The 17,126-nt window shown below is 45.3% G+C and carries 15 protein-coding genes; 13 read left to right on the forward strand and 2 right to left on the reverse strand.

What is annotated here, in order from left to right; genetic code table 11:
- Positions 1–10: 10 nt before the first annotated feature.
- Together JHD45_RS04955 and JHD45_RS04960 are read right to left on the reverse strand one after the other, a co-directional pair.
- On the reverse strand, positions 11–352 hold the full coding sequence (locus tag JHD45_RS04955; RefSeq protein ID WP_199475391.1) for a histidine triad nucleotide-binding protein: 342 nt from the start codon (positions 350–352) through the stop codon (positions 11–13).
- A gap of 53 nt (positions 353–405) precedes the next feature.
- Positions 406–2,697: a 7TM diverse intracellular signaling domain-containing protein gene (locus JHD45_RS04960; RefSeq protein ID WP_199475392.1), complete on the reverse strand. Its 2,292-nt coding sequence runs from the start codon at positions 2,695–2,697 to the stop codon at positions 406–408.
- A gap of 59 nt (positions 2,698–2,756) precedes the next feature.
- Here JHD45_RS04960 and JHD45_RS04965 point away from each other — a divergent pair, with 59 nt between their 5' ends.
- The 13 genes from JHD45_RS04965 (at position 2,757) to nuoM (ending at position 17,123) form a co-directional block, all read left to right on the forward strand.
- On the forward strand, positions 2,757–3,008 hold the full coding sequence (locus tag JHD45_RS04965) for a hypothetical protein (RefSeq protein WP_199475393.1): 252 nt from the start codon (positions 2,757–2,759) through the stop codon (positions 3,006–3,008).
- 711 nt (positions 3,009–3,719) lie between these two features.
- Positions 3,720–4,160, forward strand: coding sequence for an NADH-quinone oxidoreductase subunit A (locus JHD45_RS04970; protein ID WP_199475394.1), 441 nt, complete (start codon positions 3,720–3,722; stop codon positions 4,158–4,160).
- 15 nt (positions 4,161–4,175) lie between these two features.
- Positions 4,176–4,850: a NuoB/complex I 20 kDa subunit family protein gene (locus JHD45_RS04975; protein ID WP_199475395.1), complete on the forward strand. Its 675-nt coding sequence runs from the start codon at positions 4,176–4,178 to the stop codon at positions 4,848–4,850.
- Positions 4,851–4,893: 43 nt separating this feature from the next.
- Positions 4,894–6,693 carry an NADH-quinone oxidoreductase subunit C/D gene (gene nuoC, locus JHD45_RS04980; RefSeq protein ID WP_199475396.1) on the forward strand — a complete coding sequence of 600 codons (1,800 nt, stop codon included), beginning with the start codon at positions 4,894–4,896 and terminating at the stop codon, positions 6,691–6,693.
- Positions 6,694–6,695: 2 nt separating this feature from the next.
- A complete protein-coding gene (nuoE, locus tag JHD45_RS04985; RefSeq protein WP_199475397.1) occupies positions 6,696–7,211 on the forward strand; it encodes an NADH-quinone oxidoreductase subunit NuoE in 516 nt (171 codons plus the stop codon).
- A complete protein-coding gene (gene nuoF / locus JHD45_RS04990) occupies positions 7,208–8,539 on the forward strand; it encodes an NADH-quinone oxidoreductase subunit NuoF (RefSeq protein WP_199475398.1) in 1,332 nt (443 codons plus the stop codon). The genes nuoE and nuoF overlap by 4 nt, the downstream gene beginning before the upstream one ends.
- Before the next feature lie 69 nt (positions 8,540–8,608).
- The gene (gene nuoG / locus JHD45_RS04995; protein ID WP_199475399.1) at positions 8,609–11,332 is read left to right on the forward strand and encodes an NADH-quinone oxidoreductase subunit NuoG; all 2,724 of its coding nucleotides are present in this window, start codon (positions 8,609–8,611) and stop codon (positions 11,330–11,332) included.
- On the forward strand, positions 11,329–12,306 hold the full coding sequence (gene nuoH / locus JHD45_RS05000; protein ID WP_199475400.1) for an NADH-quinone oxidoreductase subunit NuoH: 978 nt from the start codon (positions 11,329–11,331) through the stop codon (positions 12,304–12,306). The genes nuoG and nuoH overlap by 4 nt, the downstream gene beginning before the upstream one ends.
- Positions 12,307–12,320: 14 nt before the next feature.
- Complete coding sequence (gene nuoI / locus JHD45_RS05005; protein ID WP_199475401.1) at positions 12,321–12,863, forward strand: NADH-quinone oxidoreductase subunit NuoI; 543 nt, start codon at positions 12,321–12,323, stop codon at positions 12,861–12,863.
- Positions 12,864–12,874: 11 nt separating this feature from the next.
- Positions 12,875–13,393, forward strand: coding sequence for an NADH-quinone oxidoreductase subunit J (gene nuoJ / locus JHD45_RS05010; RefSeq protein ID WP_199475402.1), 519 nt, complete (start codon positions 12,875–12,877; stop codon positions 13,391–13,393).
- Positions 13,390–13,692, forward strand: a complete 303-nt coding sequence (nuoK, locus tag JHD45_RS05015; protein ID WP_067015680.1) for an NADH-quinone oxidoreductase subunit NuoK — start codon at positions 13,390–13,392, stop codon at positions 13,690–13,692. Before nuoJ ends, nuoK begins: the two co-directional genes overlap by 4 nt.
- Positions 13,689–15,530, forward strand: a complete 1,842-nt coding sequence (gene nuoL / locus JHD45_RS05020; RefSeq protein ID WP_199475403.1) for an NADH-quinone oxidoreductase subunit L — start codon at positions 13,689–13,691, stop codon at positions 15,528–15,530. The genes nuoK and nuoL overlap by 4 nt, the downstream gene beginning before the upstream one ends.
- A 51-nt stretch (positions 15,531–15,581) precedes the next feature.
- Positions 15,582–17,123 (forward strand): NADH-quinone oxidoreductase subunit M, encoded by a 1,542-nt coding sequence (gene nuoM / locus JHD45_RS05025; protein WP_199475404.1) that lies wholly within the window; start codon positions 15,582–15,584, stop codon positions 17,121–17,123.
- The last annotated feature ends 3 nt before the right edge of the window (positions 17,124–17,126 follow it).

Consider the following 17,126-nt stretch of genomic DNA (forward strand, 5'->3'; position numbering starts at 1 on the left):
ATTTCCTCGTTTAACCTGGAGGCCAAGTCATTTGGCGGCCACCAAGCACATGCATATGAATATGGTAAACCGTTTGACCTCCCATTTGATTGCAATTCATGACGACCCGATAACCGTCGTCGCTAATGCCGATTTGTTTGGCAACTTTGGCTGCAACAATGGGCAATTTACCAACAATGCTTGCATCCTCATCGGTTAAGTCATTTAGCGTACTAATGTGTCTTTTGGGTATCACTAAAAAATGACTGGGTGCTTGAGGCATGATGTCTTCAAAGGCAATGACATCATCATCCTGGTACAAAATGGTAGCAGGGATCTCGCCATTAACTAACTTACAGAATAAACAGTCCATATTGTCCTCTTGTCTCTATTATTGATATTGCGTTCAGTCTAGCAAGGCACTTCTTAAGAACGTTTGACTCTTGACAAAGATGCGTCTCTTAAGCGCTCGCCCTTACGAATTAGGCGCGATAATTGCGTTTCAAGGTGACTGTCCAAGTTGCTGACAGGCAACAGGTCATCGAAACCGATTGTTTTAGCATATTCCCGCGACATTTTAACATTATCTGAAATCAGTAAGCATTGATCTTCCAGCTTCATCAAGGGGCGTATTTTTTTGTGAATGATGTGAGGGATTTGTCCTTCATGATCAAACGCTAAGATAATACTGATGGTTTTGCGCTGATCTGGCTTATCTAAGTAATCCAGTAAGTCGTCAAGGTCACTAAAGTGCTCGATGGCGTTAAGATTAGAATGAAGAATTCCCAGTGCTTGATTCAGGTCATTACTGTGTTCACCAAAAACAATGATGGAGTAGGTGTCATTATCCAGCGTATTGAGGTTAGTGTGGCGTATCTGCCATGTAATAGGCAGCTCAATCGTGAGGCGGTGAAAGCCATTCTCCTCGGAAGTCACACAAGAACCATTTAAAGAATTGACGAGAATGTGAATGTAGTTCATACCCATATCAAACAGATTGTTATTCAGTGTGAGATGAGTCGGTAACGGGAAACAGTTTATTTCCAGAATGGTGTTTCCTTCATGGCTCAGATCACGACGACTGATGTCAACTGTCAGTGTTTGATCCGTGAAGTGCTTGCATTCTTGTAAAATGGTTTCAATCAAGTGCTCTATGACTTCGGCATTATGTAGGATTTCTAAGTGGTTGGTATTGTCACTGGTAATTTCAACAATCGCGTTGTCTTGATCTAGTTGTTGAAAGTGGTTGTAAGCGTTATCAATTAATTTAGATAAAAAGAGGGGAGAGGACTCTTGTTGGGAAAAGGTGTTTTTATCTCGTGCATAGTAGATGTTATCTAATCGGACGAGTAAGTTTTTTAAGTTGTTGCTTGCTGTCTGTCCGTTGAAAATGAAGTTTTTCGAGATGTTTCGATTGGGGGTTTTTTGAACATGCTTCAATCCGTTATCGATGATATTGACTTGGCGGCGAAGGCGGCTGGATATATCAGCGATCAGTTCATATAAGTCATTTTGTGAGTGGTTCACAACACTGGCGTGGCGTTTAAGTAACGGGCTGAGTTGCGCGATCATGCCTATAAAGTAGATCATGGCTTCTAGCACAATGGCGACCGTCAGACCCCATTCGTAAATGATAGCACTGGATATAATGCCATAAGCGGACAGAAACCAAGCGGCATAGCCAAGCAATAGGGTGATTCGAGCAATCAGATAATAGCCAGAAAACGGGGTGTCTGTGGCAAAGGCGTAAATGGCTAGTACGGTTAAAACCGAGATGGAAGTAAATGATAACAGTGATAAGTAGCTAATGCTCAGTGAATTTGGGTAGGCGCTATAGATAGTGGCAAAAAAAAGGTTAATGCAGGTCAGAGCAATTAAACATTTATCTACTTTGGGAAAATGTGATCGTGTATCTAGGTAAAGCTTGGAGAACAAGACAATAGCGGCTGTGCCTGCAAGAGCGGTGAAATTGTAGATACGTTCTTGGATGCCAATTTTATTAGGGAAAAACTGATAAAGCTGCCCGTGAAGAGAGAGGTGAAACAGTGCAATGCAGATCAGTAATACGCTGTACGCAATGTACATGGGATGAGTGCTTTTGATATAGAAAAAGACATTGCTAATAAACAGAATGGCTAAAAAACCTAACAATATCCCAGTAAAAGAAAAGTCTTTCTGCGAGTCGACCGTGGCTTTAGATAAAGTTTTTAAATGCAATTGAACATTGATTGGCAAATGGGACGACAGTTTAAGGTAGACAGTGAAAACGGGGGGAGCATTCGTCGGCAAGGGATAAAAGTAATCGGGATGCTCAATGAGTCGATTGCTATAGGGGCGTGCTTCACCAAGCAAAGCCTGCACTTGATCACCAAACATAGTCGGTAAGTAAAGATCCAAATATTCAAGGCGAGGGGCGTTAATATCCAAAAGCGATGGCACATTTTTGGTTGTACGAATGGCAATATTAATGCGCACCCAGACGTTTCCTTTGACTAGGCCTAGCTGCAGAAAGTCCGAGTTAATCGGTAAAAAGCGCTTAGAGTAGTTTTCTGATGCGATATCTTGGATGGATAAACGGCCACTTTCGTCGATTAAGTATTGGGCTGACCTAGCAATATTTAAGTCTTGATGGTTGTCATCAAGTAACGCAATGTCGTTAGCCGCCCATAGAGTGCTGCTAGTCAGTAATAAAAATAGTAGAATCAGTTTCGAAAACAAAACGCTAGCTCAGTTGTCTTAATTATAAGATCACCATTATTAACTAGATAGGGGATGAAATGCTATATCCAATTTTAGAGCAATACTATGTTGTATTCGCTTTACTGCTCTTGGTCATTACCTGGTTTACCCGACAGAAAACCCCTGAAGCAAGAAGAAACTATTTATATGGTTATGCTTTGCTTAGCGTTGTTGGTTTTTTGCTCGGTTTTAAGTGGGTCTCTGGGGTGATCTTTGGACTCATTGTTCTTGAAGTAGGGCGTTATTTTAAAGGCTGGTTAGATAAAAAGGAGCAGCAGCTGAAGAAATAGGTTCTCGATTTAGCTAGGATAATACGTCAGACATGGCAGCACTTTAACATGATGACACGTTATATCGATCATGTAATGTTGTTGCACTAAACGGTATTCAAAAAAGTAATAGCTTTTCTTAAGAGGCGGTCTTTTTTTTGATTCTCAGTTCGTTTTCATGTCATTGGAATTACTATTGATGTGCGAAATATAAGGTATTTCGCTGTACTATCTTGGCTTTGCTTATGGGATGTTTAAATTCATCTACATCTTTTTTTTGCAAACTTAATTCCGACTTAAATAGTGGGTTTCTATTTAATTTACAAAATCTTTACAAATTTTATGTTTAATATTGATAAATAAAAAGGACAGAATATCCTCTATCTAGGAAAGATTGTGGTGCTTTGTTGTCTGACTGTCATGGCGCTATACGGGATCTAGAGAATGCGAGTAGGATAATACCGTCTGCTGTTGATGTTTTTTTACAACATCTGATTTTCAGCAATGTGACGCACAAAAGTTGTTAGCCCATGGATCGGATTACTGCAATCTTTATCAAATGGTAATGATTATCATCTAATTTTGCAAACATTTTGTTGCGCCGCAAATAATGAATTGGGCAAGGCAATATTCCGTGCCTCTGTCTGAATCGAACCTCCAATAAAAGTATGGCATTGGCTTATCCCAACAGGTCAATGTTTTTGTCTAACAATTTATTAAGTGTTGTTTTCTATGTCTACACCTGTTGATGTAATCGCCCATCATTGGGCATTTGCTGTGTTTATAGTGGTCTCTATAGGCTTGGGTGCTGCCATGTTGGTAGGAGGGACTTTCTTAGGCGGTAGGGCGCAAGCTCGTGCTAAGAATACCCCTTTCGAATCAGGTATCGCATCGGTTGGTTCAGCTCGTCTTAGACTGTCTGCCAAATTTTATTTGGTGGCGATGTTTTTTGTCATTTTCGATGTTGAAGCTTTGTATTTATACGCTTGGGCTGTCTCTATACGTGAGAGTGGTTGGACGGGGTTCATCGAAGCCACTACCTTCGTCATCGTGTTGCTCGTTGGTTTGATCTATCTGATTCGAACAAAAGCGCTGGACTGGGCTCCTACCCGATCAAAAGAACTTATTAAGCAATCTGAAATCATCAAAATCGTTGACGGTTCACACAAATAATCACGAGGTCAAAACATGGATTATACGCTTACACGCATTGATCTGGACGGCGAAGATGATCGCTATCCATTAGAAAGCAAAGAAATTGTCGGGGATCCGTTAGAGCAACATGTTCACCGTAGTGTTTACTTAGGCAAACTTGAGCATGCGATGCATGATATGGTCAACTGGGGACGTAAACACTCACTTTGGCCTTATAACTTCGGCCTATCCTGTTGTTATGTTGAGATGACCACTTCCTTTACCGCAGCTCACGATGTGGCACGATTTGGTTCTGAGGTATTGCGAGCGTCACCAAGACAAGCCGACTTTATGGTGGTTGCGGGTACGTGCTTTACCAAAATGGCCCCTGTTATTCAGCGTCTATACGATCAAATGTTAGAGCCTAAATGGGTCATCTCCATGGGGGCCTGCGCCAACTCAGGTGGCATGTACGATATTTACTCTGTTGTTCAAGGCGTGGACAAATTTTTACCCGTCGACGTTTATATTCCTGGTTGTCCTCCACGTCCAGAAGCCTATATTCAAGCCCTCAATCTACTGCAAGAAGCGGTGGGTAAAGAGCGCCGTCCATTGTCTTGGGTGGTTGGAGATCAGGGCGTTTATAAGGCTAATATGACGCCTGAGCGTGAACGTAAACGCGATGACCGTATTGCCATCACCAACCTAAGAACGCCGGACGAAATTTAATCGGGCAAGATTTGTTTTAGGCTTATCAAGATAGTGAGCAAAAATGACAAAAGCAACAAGTAAACTCGTACCTGAGTCTTGGCAGACCAGTGACCACCGCAATGATCCTGTGGTTGGTGAGCTTATCGAAAAGTTTGGTGAGTCCGTCTTTCGATTACAGCCAACGCGAACTGGAATGCCCATTGCGTGGGTCGCTCGTGAACGAATCAAAGACGTTATATTGTTTTTGAAAAACACCTCCAAACCCTACTCAATGCTATACGACCTTCATGGGGTGGATGAGCGTCTTCGGACCCATCGAAAAGAGATACCAGAAGGGGTTGATTATACGGTTTTCTATCATTTGATCTCGATGGAGCGTAATCATGACATTATGCTTAAGGTGGGGTTAAGTGAAAAAGATCTAGAGCTAGCCAGTATCGTTAGCTTGTTCCCTAACGCCAATTGGTATGAGCGTGAAACATGGGAAATGTTCGGTATAGTCTTTTCTGGACACCCTAATTTACGTCGCATTATGATGCCTGACACATGGGAAGGCCACCCATTACGTAAAGATTACCCAGCTCGTGCCACAGAGTTTGATCCGTTTGAGTTAACTCGTCAAAAAGAAGCAATCGAAATGGAAGCGCTGACGTTTAACCCTGAAGATTGGGGGATGGCGCGTAGTAAGGAAAATGAAGACTTTATGTTCCTTAACTTAGGGCCTAACCATCCTTCTGCGCACGGGGCGTTTCGTATCGTTTTGCAACTCGATGGTGAAGACATCGTCGATTGTGTGCCTGATATCGGTTACCACCATCGTGGTGCTGAAAAGATGGGCGAGCGCCAGTCTTGGCACAGTTACATTCCTTATACCGACCGTATCGAATACTTAGGCGGTTGTGTTAATGAAATGCCTTATGTTTTGGCTGTTGAGAAATTGGCGGGAATTAAAGTACCTGAACGAGTGGAAGTGATTCGCGTCATGTTGTCCGAATTATTTCGTATCAACAGTCACTTGCTTTATATCTCAACCTTTATCCAAGACGTGGGTGCCATGACGCCAGTGTTCTTCGCGTTCACGGACCGTCAGAAGATATATGATTTAGTGGAAGCCATTACCGGTTTTCGTATGCACCCGGCTTGGTTCCGCATCGGTGGTGTGGCCCATGATTTACCAAGAGGGTGGGAGCGACTATTAAAAGCTTTCTTAGATTGGATGCCAAAACGTCTTGAAGAATACGTGACAGCGGCGCTTAAAAACACTGTGCTTAAAGCGCGTTCTCAAGGGGTAGCAACCTACAACGCGCAAGAAGCGTTGGCTTGGGGGGTAACAGGCGCAGGTTTGCGAGCCACTGGCATAGAGTTTGATGTGCGCAAATGGCGACCTTACTCAGGCTACGAAAACTTTGATTTTGAGATCCCTGTCGGTGGCGGTGTGAGCGATTGTTATAACCGCGTTATGCTCAAAGTAGAAGAAATTCGTCAAAGTTTGAAAATTTTGACTCAGTGTTATCACAATATGCCGTCTGGTCCGTTTAAGGCGGATCATCCGTTAACCACGCCACCACCCAAAGAGCGTGCCTTGCAGCACATAGAAACCTTGATCACACACTTTTTGCAAGTGTCTTGGGGACCTGTGATGCCAGCTAATGAATCTTTCCAAATGATTGAAGCGACAAAAGGGATCAATAGTTACTACCTCACCAGTGATGGTAGCACTACTAGTTATCGTACCCGTGTTCGTACACCAAGCTTCCCTCATTTGCAGCAAATTCCATCGGTGATTCGTGGCAGTTTGGTATCCGATCTTATTGTGTACCTGGGCAGTATTGATTTTGTTATGTCAGATGTGGACCGTTAACCATGAATCAACCGATTAAAATAGTCACCGTAAGTGATGACAGTGATGATTTCGTTTTGAGTGACGCCGATGCTCAGGCCATTGAACATGAAAAACATCATTACGAAGACCCACGAGCCGCTTCCATCGAAGCTCTAAAGATTGTTCAGAAACGTCATGGTTGGGTGCCTGATGGTGCCATCAAAGCGATTTCTGACCTTCTGGGAATACCTGCCAGCGATGTTGAGGGCGTAGCGACCTTTTACAGCCAAATTTATCGCCAGCCAGTTGGGAAACATATCATTCGTTACTGCGATAGTGTGGTGTGCCATATCACTGGATTTGAAGAAATTGTCACTGAGTTAGAAAAACAACTTAAGATCAAACCGGGTCAAACGACGCCGGATGGCCGTTTTACCTTACTTCCTACCTGTTGTTTGGGAAATTGTGACAAAGGGCCAACTATGATGGTGAACGATGATACTCACGTGCGTTTGGTTCCTTCTAATCTGGCAAACATTTTGGAGCAGTATCAATGAGCCTATCGATCAATAAGACGGCTGAAAGTCATCCGCTAACGTGGTGTCTTCGCGAGGATGAACAACCTGTTTGGTTAGATGAGTATCGTCGCAAAGAAGGATATGTTGGCGTTGAAAAAGCGTTAGCTATGCATCCTGATGAAGTGGTTAGCTTGGTGAAAGACGCAGGTTTACGTGGTCGCGGTGGGGCAGGTTTCCCAACGGGACTAAAGTGGAGTCTGATGCCGAAAGACGAATCAATGAATATCCGCTATATGATCTGTAACGCGGATGAAATGGAACCAGGTACCTACAAAGATCGCTTGTTGATGGAGCAGATGCCGCATCTTTTGGTGGAAGGCATGATTATCGCTGCTCATGCTATCAAAGCTTACCGTGGTTACATTTTCTTGCGCGGAGAATACGTTGAAGCGGCGGAAAACCTTCGTAAGGCCATTGAAGAGGCTAAATTAGCTGGGTTGCTTGGTAAAGACATCTTAGGCAGTGGCAAAGATTTTGAGCTGTTTGTTCATACTGGTGCAGGGCGTTACATCTGTGGTGAAGAAACCGCATTGATTAACTCTCTTGAAGGTCGCCGTGCCAATCCTAGGTCCAAACCGCCATTTCCTGCGGTATCAGGCGCTTGGGGGAAACCGACTTGCGTCAACAACGTGGAATCCATTTGTAACGTACCAAGCATTCTTAATCGCGGCGTGGATTGGTACAAGGGGTTGACTACTAACGGCAGTAGCGATTGCGGCACCAAATTAATGGGCTTTTCGGGACGGGTGAATAATCCTGGTTTATGGGAATTGCCTATGGGTACGACAGCGCGTGAAATATTGGAAAATTACGCGGGTGGCATGCAAGAAGGCTTGGATTTAAAAACTTGGCAACCAGGTGGTGCGGGCACTGATTTCTTATTGCCGGAGCACTTGGATTTGCCAATGGATTTTGAACATATCCAAAAAGCAGGTAGTCGTCTTGGAACGGCGCTTGCTATGGCTGTGGATCATAAAATCAATATGGTCTCTTTGGTGCGCAACTTGGAAGAGTTTTTTGCTCGTGAATCCTGCGGCTGGTGTACGCCTTGTCGTGATGGTTTGCCATGGAGTGTGAAAATTCTTAGAGCAATTGAACATGGCGAGGGGCAACCAGGCGACATTGAAACACTTGAGCAGTTATGTCGTTCATTAGCACCTGGTCATACCTTCTGTGCTCATGCACCGGGGGCCGTTGAGCCGTTACAAAGTGCAATAAAATATTTCCGCAAAGAATTTGAAGCGGGTATTTCAGGTCAAGCTAATAATTTGCGTGAGATTCGCGGTATTCAACCGAATCAACAGTAATTTATTCAGTTTTATTTTGTGTGTTTACGCCTATCGAATATCGATGGGCCTGTGGGAAGCATAAGACTTATGGCAACCATTCATGTAGATGGCAAAGAATATGAAGTTGATGGAGCAGACAACCTATTACAGGCTTGTTTGTCTCTAGGACTTGATGTTCCCTATTTTTGCTGGCATCCGGCGCTGGGTAGTGTCGGCGCATGCCGCCAGTGTGCAGTGAAACAATATAAAGATGCCGATGATACACGTGGTCGTTTGGTGATGTCGTGTATGGCACCTGCGAGTGATGGCGCTTATATCTCGATTGAAGATGAAGAAGCGAAGGCATTTCGAGAAAACGTCGTGGAATGGTTGATGTCGAATCATCCCCATGACTGCCCAGTGTGTGAAGAAGGTGGTAATTGCCATCTACAAGACATGACGGTAATGACAGGCCACAATTCTCGACGTTATCGCTTTGCTAAGCGAACTCACGAAAACCAAGAGCTTGGGCCTTTTGTTTCCCATGAAATGAACCGCTGTATCGCTTGTTATCGTTGCACTCGTTATTACAAAGATTACGCTGATGGCACAGATTTTGGGGTCTATGGGGCGAATAATAATGTGTACTTTGGTCGCCCAGAGTCGGGTACTTTAGAAAGTGAGTTCGCCGGCAATTTGGTCGAAGTGTGTCCAACGGGTGTGTTCACTGATAAGACGCATACAGAGCGTTACAACCGTAAGTGGGACATGCAATTTGCACCGAGTATCTGTCAGCAATGTAGTGTGGGTTGTAACATCAGCCCCGGTGAACGCTACGGTGAAGTCCGTCGCATTGAGAACCGCTACAACGGTGATGTGAACCACTATTTCCTTTGTGACCGAGGTCGCTTTGGCTATGGTTACACTAATTTAGAAACACGTCCAAAACAGCCGTTTACCTACCAAGGTGAAGAGCAAGTTACTCTTAATACTGAGCAAGCCGTTCAAAGCGCCAGTGATATTATCAAAGGCTCGACTCGGGTGATTGGTATTGGTTCGCCACGAGCCAGTTTAGAAAGTAATTTTGCCTTGCGTAAACTGGTCGGAGCAGACAACTTCTTTACGGGTATTGAGGCTGGTGAGCAGCAGCGTCTCGAACGAATGTTGCAGGTTTTGAAAACGTCTGGTGTATATACCCCAACGCTGCGCGAAATTGAAAAATACGATGCCGTGATTATTTTGGGTGAAGACATTACGCAAACCGCTGCTCGCGTCGCTTTGTCTGTACGACAAGCGGTAAAAGGGAAAGCGCGTGAAATGGCCGCTGTGCAGAGTGTGGCTGAGTGGCAAATTGCGGCGATCCAAAATATCGGTCAGCATGCAAAGTATCCGATTTTTACCACGCATACAGATCGTACTCGATTAGATGATGTCACAGCTTGGCATTATAGTGCCCCAGCAGCGGATCAAGCACGTTTAGGCTTCGCCATTGCTCACGCTATTGATTCAAGCGCACCAGCTGTGGCAGATCTTAATGACGAGTTACAGAAAAAAGCTGACTTTATTGCCTCTGCGCTAAAACAATCTCGTAAGCCCCTGATTATCTCTGGTAGCCAAGCTGGGGAAATAACGCTGATTGATGCGGCGGCAAATATTGCCAAAGCCCTTAAATCTCAGGGTGTTGATGAGGTTGGTTTGACGCTGGTTGCTCGTGAAGTGAACAGCATGGGCTTAGCCATGTTGGGCGGTAAATCATTGGATGAGGCTTTGTCTGCTATATCTGACGGGGCTGACACTGCCATCGTATTGGAAAATGACTTGTACCAACGAATGTCGGCACAACGGGTAGATCAAGCTTTGGATCAATTGAAGCATCTAATTGTTGTCGATCATCAATATTCTGCCACATCGAAAAAAGCAGAGTTGGTGTTGTCGGCGGGCAGTTTTGCAGAAGCTGACGGAACGGTTGTCAATTTGGAAGGACGTGCTCAGCGTTTCTTCCAAGTATATGACCCAAGCTATTACAAGCCGGGTACGCTTGTTTTTGCCGCATGGCGTTGGTTGTATTTGGTCAATTCTGCGAAAAACGCTCACTCTTCCGATGCTGGTACGCTTGACCAGTTGATTGCCGCTCTAGCAAGTGAAATGCCACAACTGGCAGGAATTGTTGGGGCAGCGCCAAATGCTGATTTTAGAATTCATGGTCAGAAAATGGCTCGATCACCTCACCGTTACAGTGGTCGTACTGCCATGCGTGCCAATATTAGTGTTCATGAACCACGCCAACCGCAAGACCAAGACTCGCCATTTGCCTTCTCTATGGAAGGCAACAATAACCCGAAAGCAGATCGCAATGAAGTAGCCTTTGCTTGGGCGCCAGGTTGGAACTCTCCACAAGCTTGGAACAAATTCCAAGACGAAGTAGGCGGGCATTTGCGCAATGGTGATCCAGGTGTGCGTTTGATTGAAACCTCTAATCAAGGGGAATACTTCGCTGAGATTCCAGCGTCTTTTGTGGCGACAGAAGGTCAGTGGCAAGTTGCTGCAAATTACCGTTTGTTTGGTAGTGATGAACTATCACAACGCAGTGCGGTGATCCAAGAGCGTGCGGGACAGCAAACGGTAACCATCCATCCAGCAGACGCGAAAACATTGGGGGTGAATGAGCATGCCATGGTGAGTTTCGCTTGGGGTGGTCAACAATGGCAATTACCTTTGTCATTTAGTGATCACATCAGTGTGGGTACCATTGGCTTGCCGCTGGGTACGAATGGTTTACCCGCCAGCCTTGCCGGTCAAATGATTGATAATTTGCAGGAGGGACACGCATGAGCATCTTTTCTCCCGAGGTTATCGCTGCCTTGATTGCCATTGGTAAAGCGTTTGCTATTTTGATGGTTGTGGTAGCGTGTGGTGCCTTTATGAGCTTTGGTGAACGTCGTTTACTCGGCTTGTTCCAGAACCGCTATGGCCCGAACCGAGTGGGTTGGGGCGGTTCTTTGCAACTCGTTGCCGATATGATCAAGATGTTTTTTAAAGAGGACTGGATTCCACCTTTTTCAGACCGCTTTATTTTTACCTTAGCACCTTTGATTGCCTTTACCTCTTTGTTATTGGCGTTTGCCATCGTGCCTGTCAGCCCTGGCTGGATCGTTTCCGATTTAAATATCGGTCTGTTATTTTTTCTGATGATGGCAGGGTTAGGGGTTTACGCTGTGCTTTTTGCTGGCTGGGCCAGTAATAACAAATATTCTCTTTTAGGGGCGGTGCGTGCGTCAGCACAAACATTGAGCTACGAGGTCTTTTTGGGGTTATCTCTGATGGGCGTTGTGGCGAAAGCCGGTTCGTTCCAGCTAACGGATATTGTTAATAACCAAGCACATATGTGGAATATTATTCCGCAGTTCTTTGGTTTTGTGACCTTTGTGATAGCGGGTATTGCGGTTTGTCACCGTCATCCTTTCGATCAGCCAGAAGCTGAGCAGGAGTTGGCCGATGGTTATCATATCGAATACGCTGGTATGAAGTTTGGTTTGTTCTTTGTCGGTGAATACATTGGTATTGTGACCGTTTCTGCATTGATTGTGACCTTATTTTTTGGCGGTTGGCATGGACCATGGTTGCCTCCAATTGTTTGGTTTGCTTTGAAAACAGGCTTTTTCATGGTGATGTTTATCTTGGTTCGGGCTGCGTTGCCGCGTCCTCGTTATGACCAAGTGATGTCGTTTGGCTGGAAAATATGTCTGCCGATTACGCTGATCAATTTACTGGTAACCGCAGCCATCGTGCTGATTCAAAACAATTAATTTAGGGGACAACCATGACACTGAAAGAATTACTGGTTGGTTTCGGCACGCAAGTGCGCAGCCTTTGGATGATCGGGATGCACTCGTTCGCGAAACGCGAAACGCAGATGTATCCAGATGAGCCTGTGTATGTACCGCCTCGTTACCGTGGTCGCATTGTCTTGACTCGTGATCCCGATGGCGAAGAGCGTTGTGTGGCCTGTAACTTATGTGCAGTCGCTTGTCCGGTAGGCTGTATTTCATTGCAAAAGGCGGAAGACGAAGAGGGACGTTGGTACCCTGACTTTTTCCGTATTAACTTTTCACGTTGCATCTTTTGTGGCATGTGTGAGGAGGCCTGTCCAACGACGGCGATACAGTTGACGCCTGATTTTGAGTTGGGTGAATACAACCGTCAGGATTTGGTCTATGAAAAAGAAGATTTGTTGATCTCAGGCCCAGGTAAGTATCCAGATTATAACTTCTATCGGATGGCGGGTATGTCTATTGCGGGCAGACCAAAAGGCTCTTCCGAGAACGAAGCGGAACCGATTAATGTGAAAGGTTTGTTGCCGTAAGGAGCGCTGTTGTGGATATTGTTTTTTATGTTGCGGCGGCCATTGCCGTACTGACCACCGTTCGAGTCATCAGCCACACAAATCCTGTGCATGCTCTGTTGTACTTGATTGTGTCGTTACTGGCGGTGGCCGTTGTGTTTTTTTCTATGGGTGCAAACTTTGCCGGAGCGCTGGAGATCATCGTTTATGCGGGCGCCATTATGGTGTTGTTTGTGTTTGTGGTGATGATGTTAAACCTTGGTGGCGAAGAGATTAGACAGGAGCGCCAATGGTTGAGTCCCTCTTTATGGATTGGACCTGGGATTATTTCTGCTCTGCTACTGGTCGCTTTAGTGCATGGTATCAATAGCCTTCAACATGGTGCGATTCACTACCATATGTTGGGGGGTAAAAGTGTCGGTGTTAGCTTATTTGGCCCTTATGTTTTGGCCGTTGAGTTGGCATCACTGTTACTTTTGGCTGGGCTTGTTGTGGCATTTCATGTGGGTCGAGATAAAACCAAGCTGGATTCTATGGAGGAAGAGGCATGATTCCGTTATCCCATGCGTTGATTCTAGCCTCAATACTATTTGTATTGGGTCTTAGCGGTTTGTTAGTTCGTCGAAACTTATTGTTTATGCTGATCTCTCTTGAAGTGATGATTAATGCGGCGGCGCTCGCATTTGTTGCAACGGGGAGTTACTGGCAGCAAGCAGATGGTCAGATTATGTATATTTTGGCCATCAGTCTGGCTGCGGCTGAAGCCAGTATTGGCTTGGCTTTGTTATTGCAATTGCATCGACGTAACCAGTCTTTGAATGTTGATACTGTCAGTGAGATGCGCGGATGAATTTACTTTACTTAACTATTCTGTTGCCGTTAATCGGCTTCCTATTGCTGGCGTTTTCTCGTGGTCGCTGGTCGGAGAATTTTTCCGCTGTCATTGGTGTCGGTTCGGTGATGTTGGCCGCATTGACCACAGTGTATATTGGACTCGACTATTTGCCGAAGCTTTATGATGGTCAGATTATCTCGTTCAACCAGCCTTTGTGGACTTGGATTCACCAAGGGAATTTTGATGTTCAGGCAACGCTGCATTTAGATGGTTTGTCTTTCACTATGATGTGTGTGATAACAGGTGTGGGATCGCTTATTCACTTGTTCGCTTCGTGGTATATGCGTGGCGACAAGGGCTATTCTCGCTTTTTTACTTACACCAACTTGTTTATTGCCAGCATGTTGATATTGGTGTTAGCCGATAACTTATTACTGCTTTACCTTGGTTGGGAAGGCGTAGGGTTATGCAGTTATTTACTGATTGGTTTCTATTATGAAGGTCGTGATAATCTCGCAGCGGCATTAAAAGCCTTCATCGTGACACGTGTTGGTGATGTCTTTCTAGCCTTTGCGCTCTTTATTCTGTACACCCAGTTTGGCACGTTAAATATCGAAAAATTGGCCTCTATTGCGCCTGGCCAGGTTGCGGTGGGCTCGTCGGTTATGTTTTGGGCAACCTTAATGTTGCTTGGTGGAGCGGTGGGTAAATCTGCTCAGTTACCATTGCAAACTTGGTTGGCTGACGCGATGGCAGGTCCAACGCCAGTGTCTGCCTTGATCCACGCTGCGACTATGGTGACCGCAGGTGTGTACTTGATTGCACGTACGCATACTTTGTTCTTATTGTCGCCAGAAGTGTTGCACTTAGTCGGTATTATCGGCGCAATTACCTTAGTTATTGCCGGGTTTGCCGCGTTGGTTCAGACCGATATTAAACGTGTACTCGCATACTCCACCATGAGTCAAATCGGTTATATGTTTTTGGCTTTAGGGGTACAAGCGTGGGATGCTGCGATTTTCCATTTAATGATTCACGCCTTCTTTAAAGCGTTATTGTTCTTGTCTGCAGGGTCGGTCATTATCGCCTGTCACCACGAGCAAAATATCTTCAAAATGGGCGGGTTACGCAAACATATCCCATTCGTGTACACCTGCTTCTTAGTCGGTGGTGGGGCCCTGGCGGCACTTCCGATTGTCACGGCAGGTTTCTACAGTAAAGATGAGATTCTTTCTGGTGCGCTGGCCACTGGGCATATCAATTTATTGACTGCTGGTTTGGTAGGGGCGTTTTTAACAGGCTTGTATACTTTCCGTATGATCTTCATTGCTTTCCATGGTCAAGACCAGATCAAGGCCACTCCGGGACGTGGTATTTCTCATTACCTTCCTCTGCTTGTTTTGATGGTCTTGTCTACTTTTGTTGGTGCTCTGATTAAGCAGCCTCTTGAAAAAGCGTTACCAGCGATGCCAGGGCATGAGTCTATGGTGGTGCAGTTGATTTCTGGTGGCTGTGCTATTGCTGGTGTCTTGATTGCCGCCTTCCTATGGCTAGGTGATAGAAGTTTGGTGAGTAAAATTGCCAAGACTGGTCTGGGTCGATTGTTGGGACAATACTGGTTTCATGCATGGGGCTTCGATTGGTTGTACGACCAGTTGTTTGTGCGACCTTACTTAGGCATTGCTCGTCTGCTTCGCCGAGACCCTATTAACGCAACGATAGACAGTCTTCGTTTTCTCGTGATCGGCTCTAATAAGGGGCTAGCTCTAAGTGAAAATGGCCAAGTTCGTTGGTATATCGCATCGATTGGAATGGGTGCGGTGGTCGTGTTAGGCCTATTGCTTTGGAGCTAATCCAGATGGGCTTTAGTGAGAGTTATCAATTGAAGAGGATCATATAACGCCATGCTATTACCTTGGCTCATTCTCCTGCCTTTTATTGGCGGTTTGTTGTGTTGGCAGAGCGAACGCTTTAGTCGAGCGTTACCTCGTTGGATAGCCGTGCTCTCCATGGTGCTAACTTTATTATTATCACTGATGATGTGGGGGCAGGGGCATTTTTCATTGGCCATGCCCCAGGGTATCCCGCAATGGCAATCTGAGTTTATTTTGCCGTGGATTCCTCGATTCGGTATTTCGTTTCATTTCGCGTTGGATGGCTTATCACTGCTGATGGTGGTGTTAACGGCTTTTCTAGGCTTGCTTTCTATCGTGTGCTCTTGGAACGAAGTGGATAAGCGAGAAGGTCTTTTCCATCTCAATCTGTTGTGGATTGTCGGTGGTGTAATGGGGGTCTTCCTAGCGATCGATATGTTCCTATTCTTCTTCTTCTGGGAGATGATGCTGATTCCTATGTTCTTCTTGATCGCACTTTGGGGTCATAAGGGATCTGATGAGCGTACACGAATTGCAACCGCGATTAAGTTTTTCATCTACACCCAGGTCAGCGGCTTGGTTATGTTGGTGGCAATCATCGGTTTGGTGTTTGTGCATTATCGTGCAACAGGGGTTTGGACCTTTGATTATAACCATCTGATTGGCACCAAGATGAGCAGTCCAGTAGCTTACTTATTGATGCTTGGGTTCTTTGTTGCTTTTGCAGTGAAAATGCCTTTGATCCCATTGCACGGGTGGTTAGCGGATGCTCATGCTCAGTCGCCTACTGCCGGTTCAGTAGATCTTGCTGGTTTGCTTCTGAAAACAGCGGCTTATGGCTTATTGCGCTTTGTGTTGCCATTCTTTCCACATGCTTCCGCCGAGTTTGCGCCGATTGCGATGTGGTTAGGGGTCATTAGTATTTTCTACGGAGCTTGGTTGGCCTTCTCTCAAACCGACATTAAGCGTTTGATTGCATACAGTAGTGTGTCCCATATGGGGTTCGTTATGGTGGCCATCTACACTGGCAGCCAGCTTGCTTATCAAGGTGCGATTGTCATGATGATCGCTCATGGTTTGTCTGCTGCTGGTCTATTCATTCTTTGTGGTCAGCTCTACGAGCGTATAGGCACACGAGACATGAGAGAGATGGGTGGCCTGTGGGGTCGTTTACGCTATATGCCCGGCTTGTCGCTGTTTTTTGCTGTCGCCTCTCTGGGTATGCCGGGAACAGGTAACTTTGTTGGTGAGTTTATGATGCTGTTTGGTAGTTATAAGGTTGTGCCTTTAATTACCATTATTTCGACGTTTGGCGTAGTGTTTGCGTCGGTTTACTCTCTCGTCATGATTCATCGTGCATACTATGGTGAAGCAAAATCGGACGCACCATTGGCAGTTATGTCAATAAGAGAGTTTTCAATGATTCTTTCTTTAGTGGTGTTGTTAGTGTTGCTGGGTATCTTTCCGCAAGGTGTGCTTGAGACGTCTCATGCTGCGATTGCCAATATTCAGCATTATTTTATGACGGCTTCATCTCTATCAATCACAGGTACATCAACCACAGGGCTGTAATTT

It is taken from the genome of Marinomonas spartinae (assembly GCF_016461715.1).
Taxonomy (GTDB): Bacteria; Pseudomonadota; Gammaproteobacteria; order Pseudomonadales; family Marinomonadaceae; genus Marinomonas; species Marinomonas spartinae_A.

Coding starts and splice junctions, on each gene's coding strand:
- JHD45_RS04955 (WP_199475391.1), bottom strand. CDS start 352: ATGGACTGTTTATTCTGTAAGTTAGTTAATGGCGAGATCCCTGCTACC.
- JHD45_RS04965 (WP_199475393.1), top strand. CDS start 2,757: ATGCTATATCCAATTTTAGAGCAATACTATGTTGTATTCGCTTTACTG.
- JHD45_RS04970 (WP_199475394.1), top strand. CDS start 3,720: ATGTCTACACCTGTTGATGTAATCGCCCATCATTGGGCATTTGCTGTG.
- JHD45_RS04975 (WP_199475395.1), top strand. CDS start 4,176: ATGGATTATACGCTTACACGCATTGATCTGGACGGCGAAGATGATCGC.
- nuoC (WP_199475396.1), top strand. CDS start 4,894: ATGACAAAAGCAACAAGTAAACTCGTACCTGAGTCTTGGCAGACCAGT.
- nuoE (WP_199475397.1), top strand. CDS start 6,696: ATGAATCAACCGATTAAAATAGTCACCGTAAGTGATGACAGTGATGAT.
- nuoF (WP_199475398.1), top strand. CDS start 7,208: ATGAGCCTATCGATCAATAAGACGGCTGAAAGTCATCCGCTAACGTGG.
- nuoG (WP_199475399.1), top strand. CDS start 8,609: ATGGCAACCATTCATGTAGATGGCAAAGAATATGAAGTTGATGGAGCA.
- nuoH (WP_199475400.1), top strand. CDS start 11,329: ATGAGCATCTTTTCTCCCGAGGTTATCGCTGCCTTGATTGCCATTGGT.
- nuoI (WP_199475401.1), top strand. CDS start 12,321: ATGACACTGAAAGAATTACTGGTTGGTTTCGGCACGCAAGTGCGCAGC.
- nuoK (WP_067015680.1), top strand. CDS start 13,390: ATGATTCCGTTATCCCATGCGTTGATTCTAGCCTCAATACTATTTGTA.
- nuoL (WP_199475403.1), top strand. CDS start 13,689: ATGAATTTACTTTACTTAACTATTCTGTTGCCGTTAATCGGCTTCCTA.
- nuoM (WP_199475404.1), top strand. CDS start 15,582: ATGCTATTACCTTGGCTCATTCTCCTGCCTTTTATTGGCGGTTTGTTG.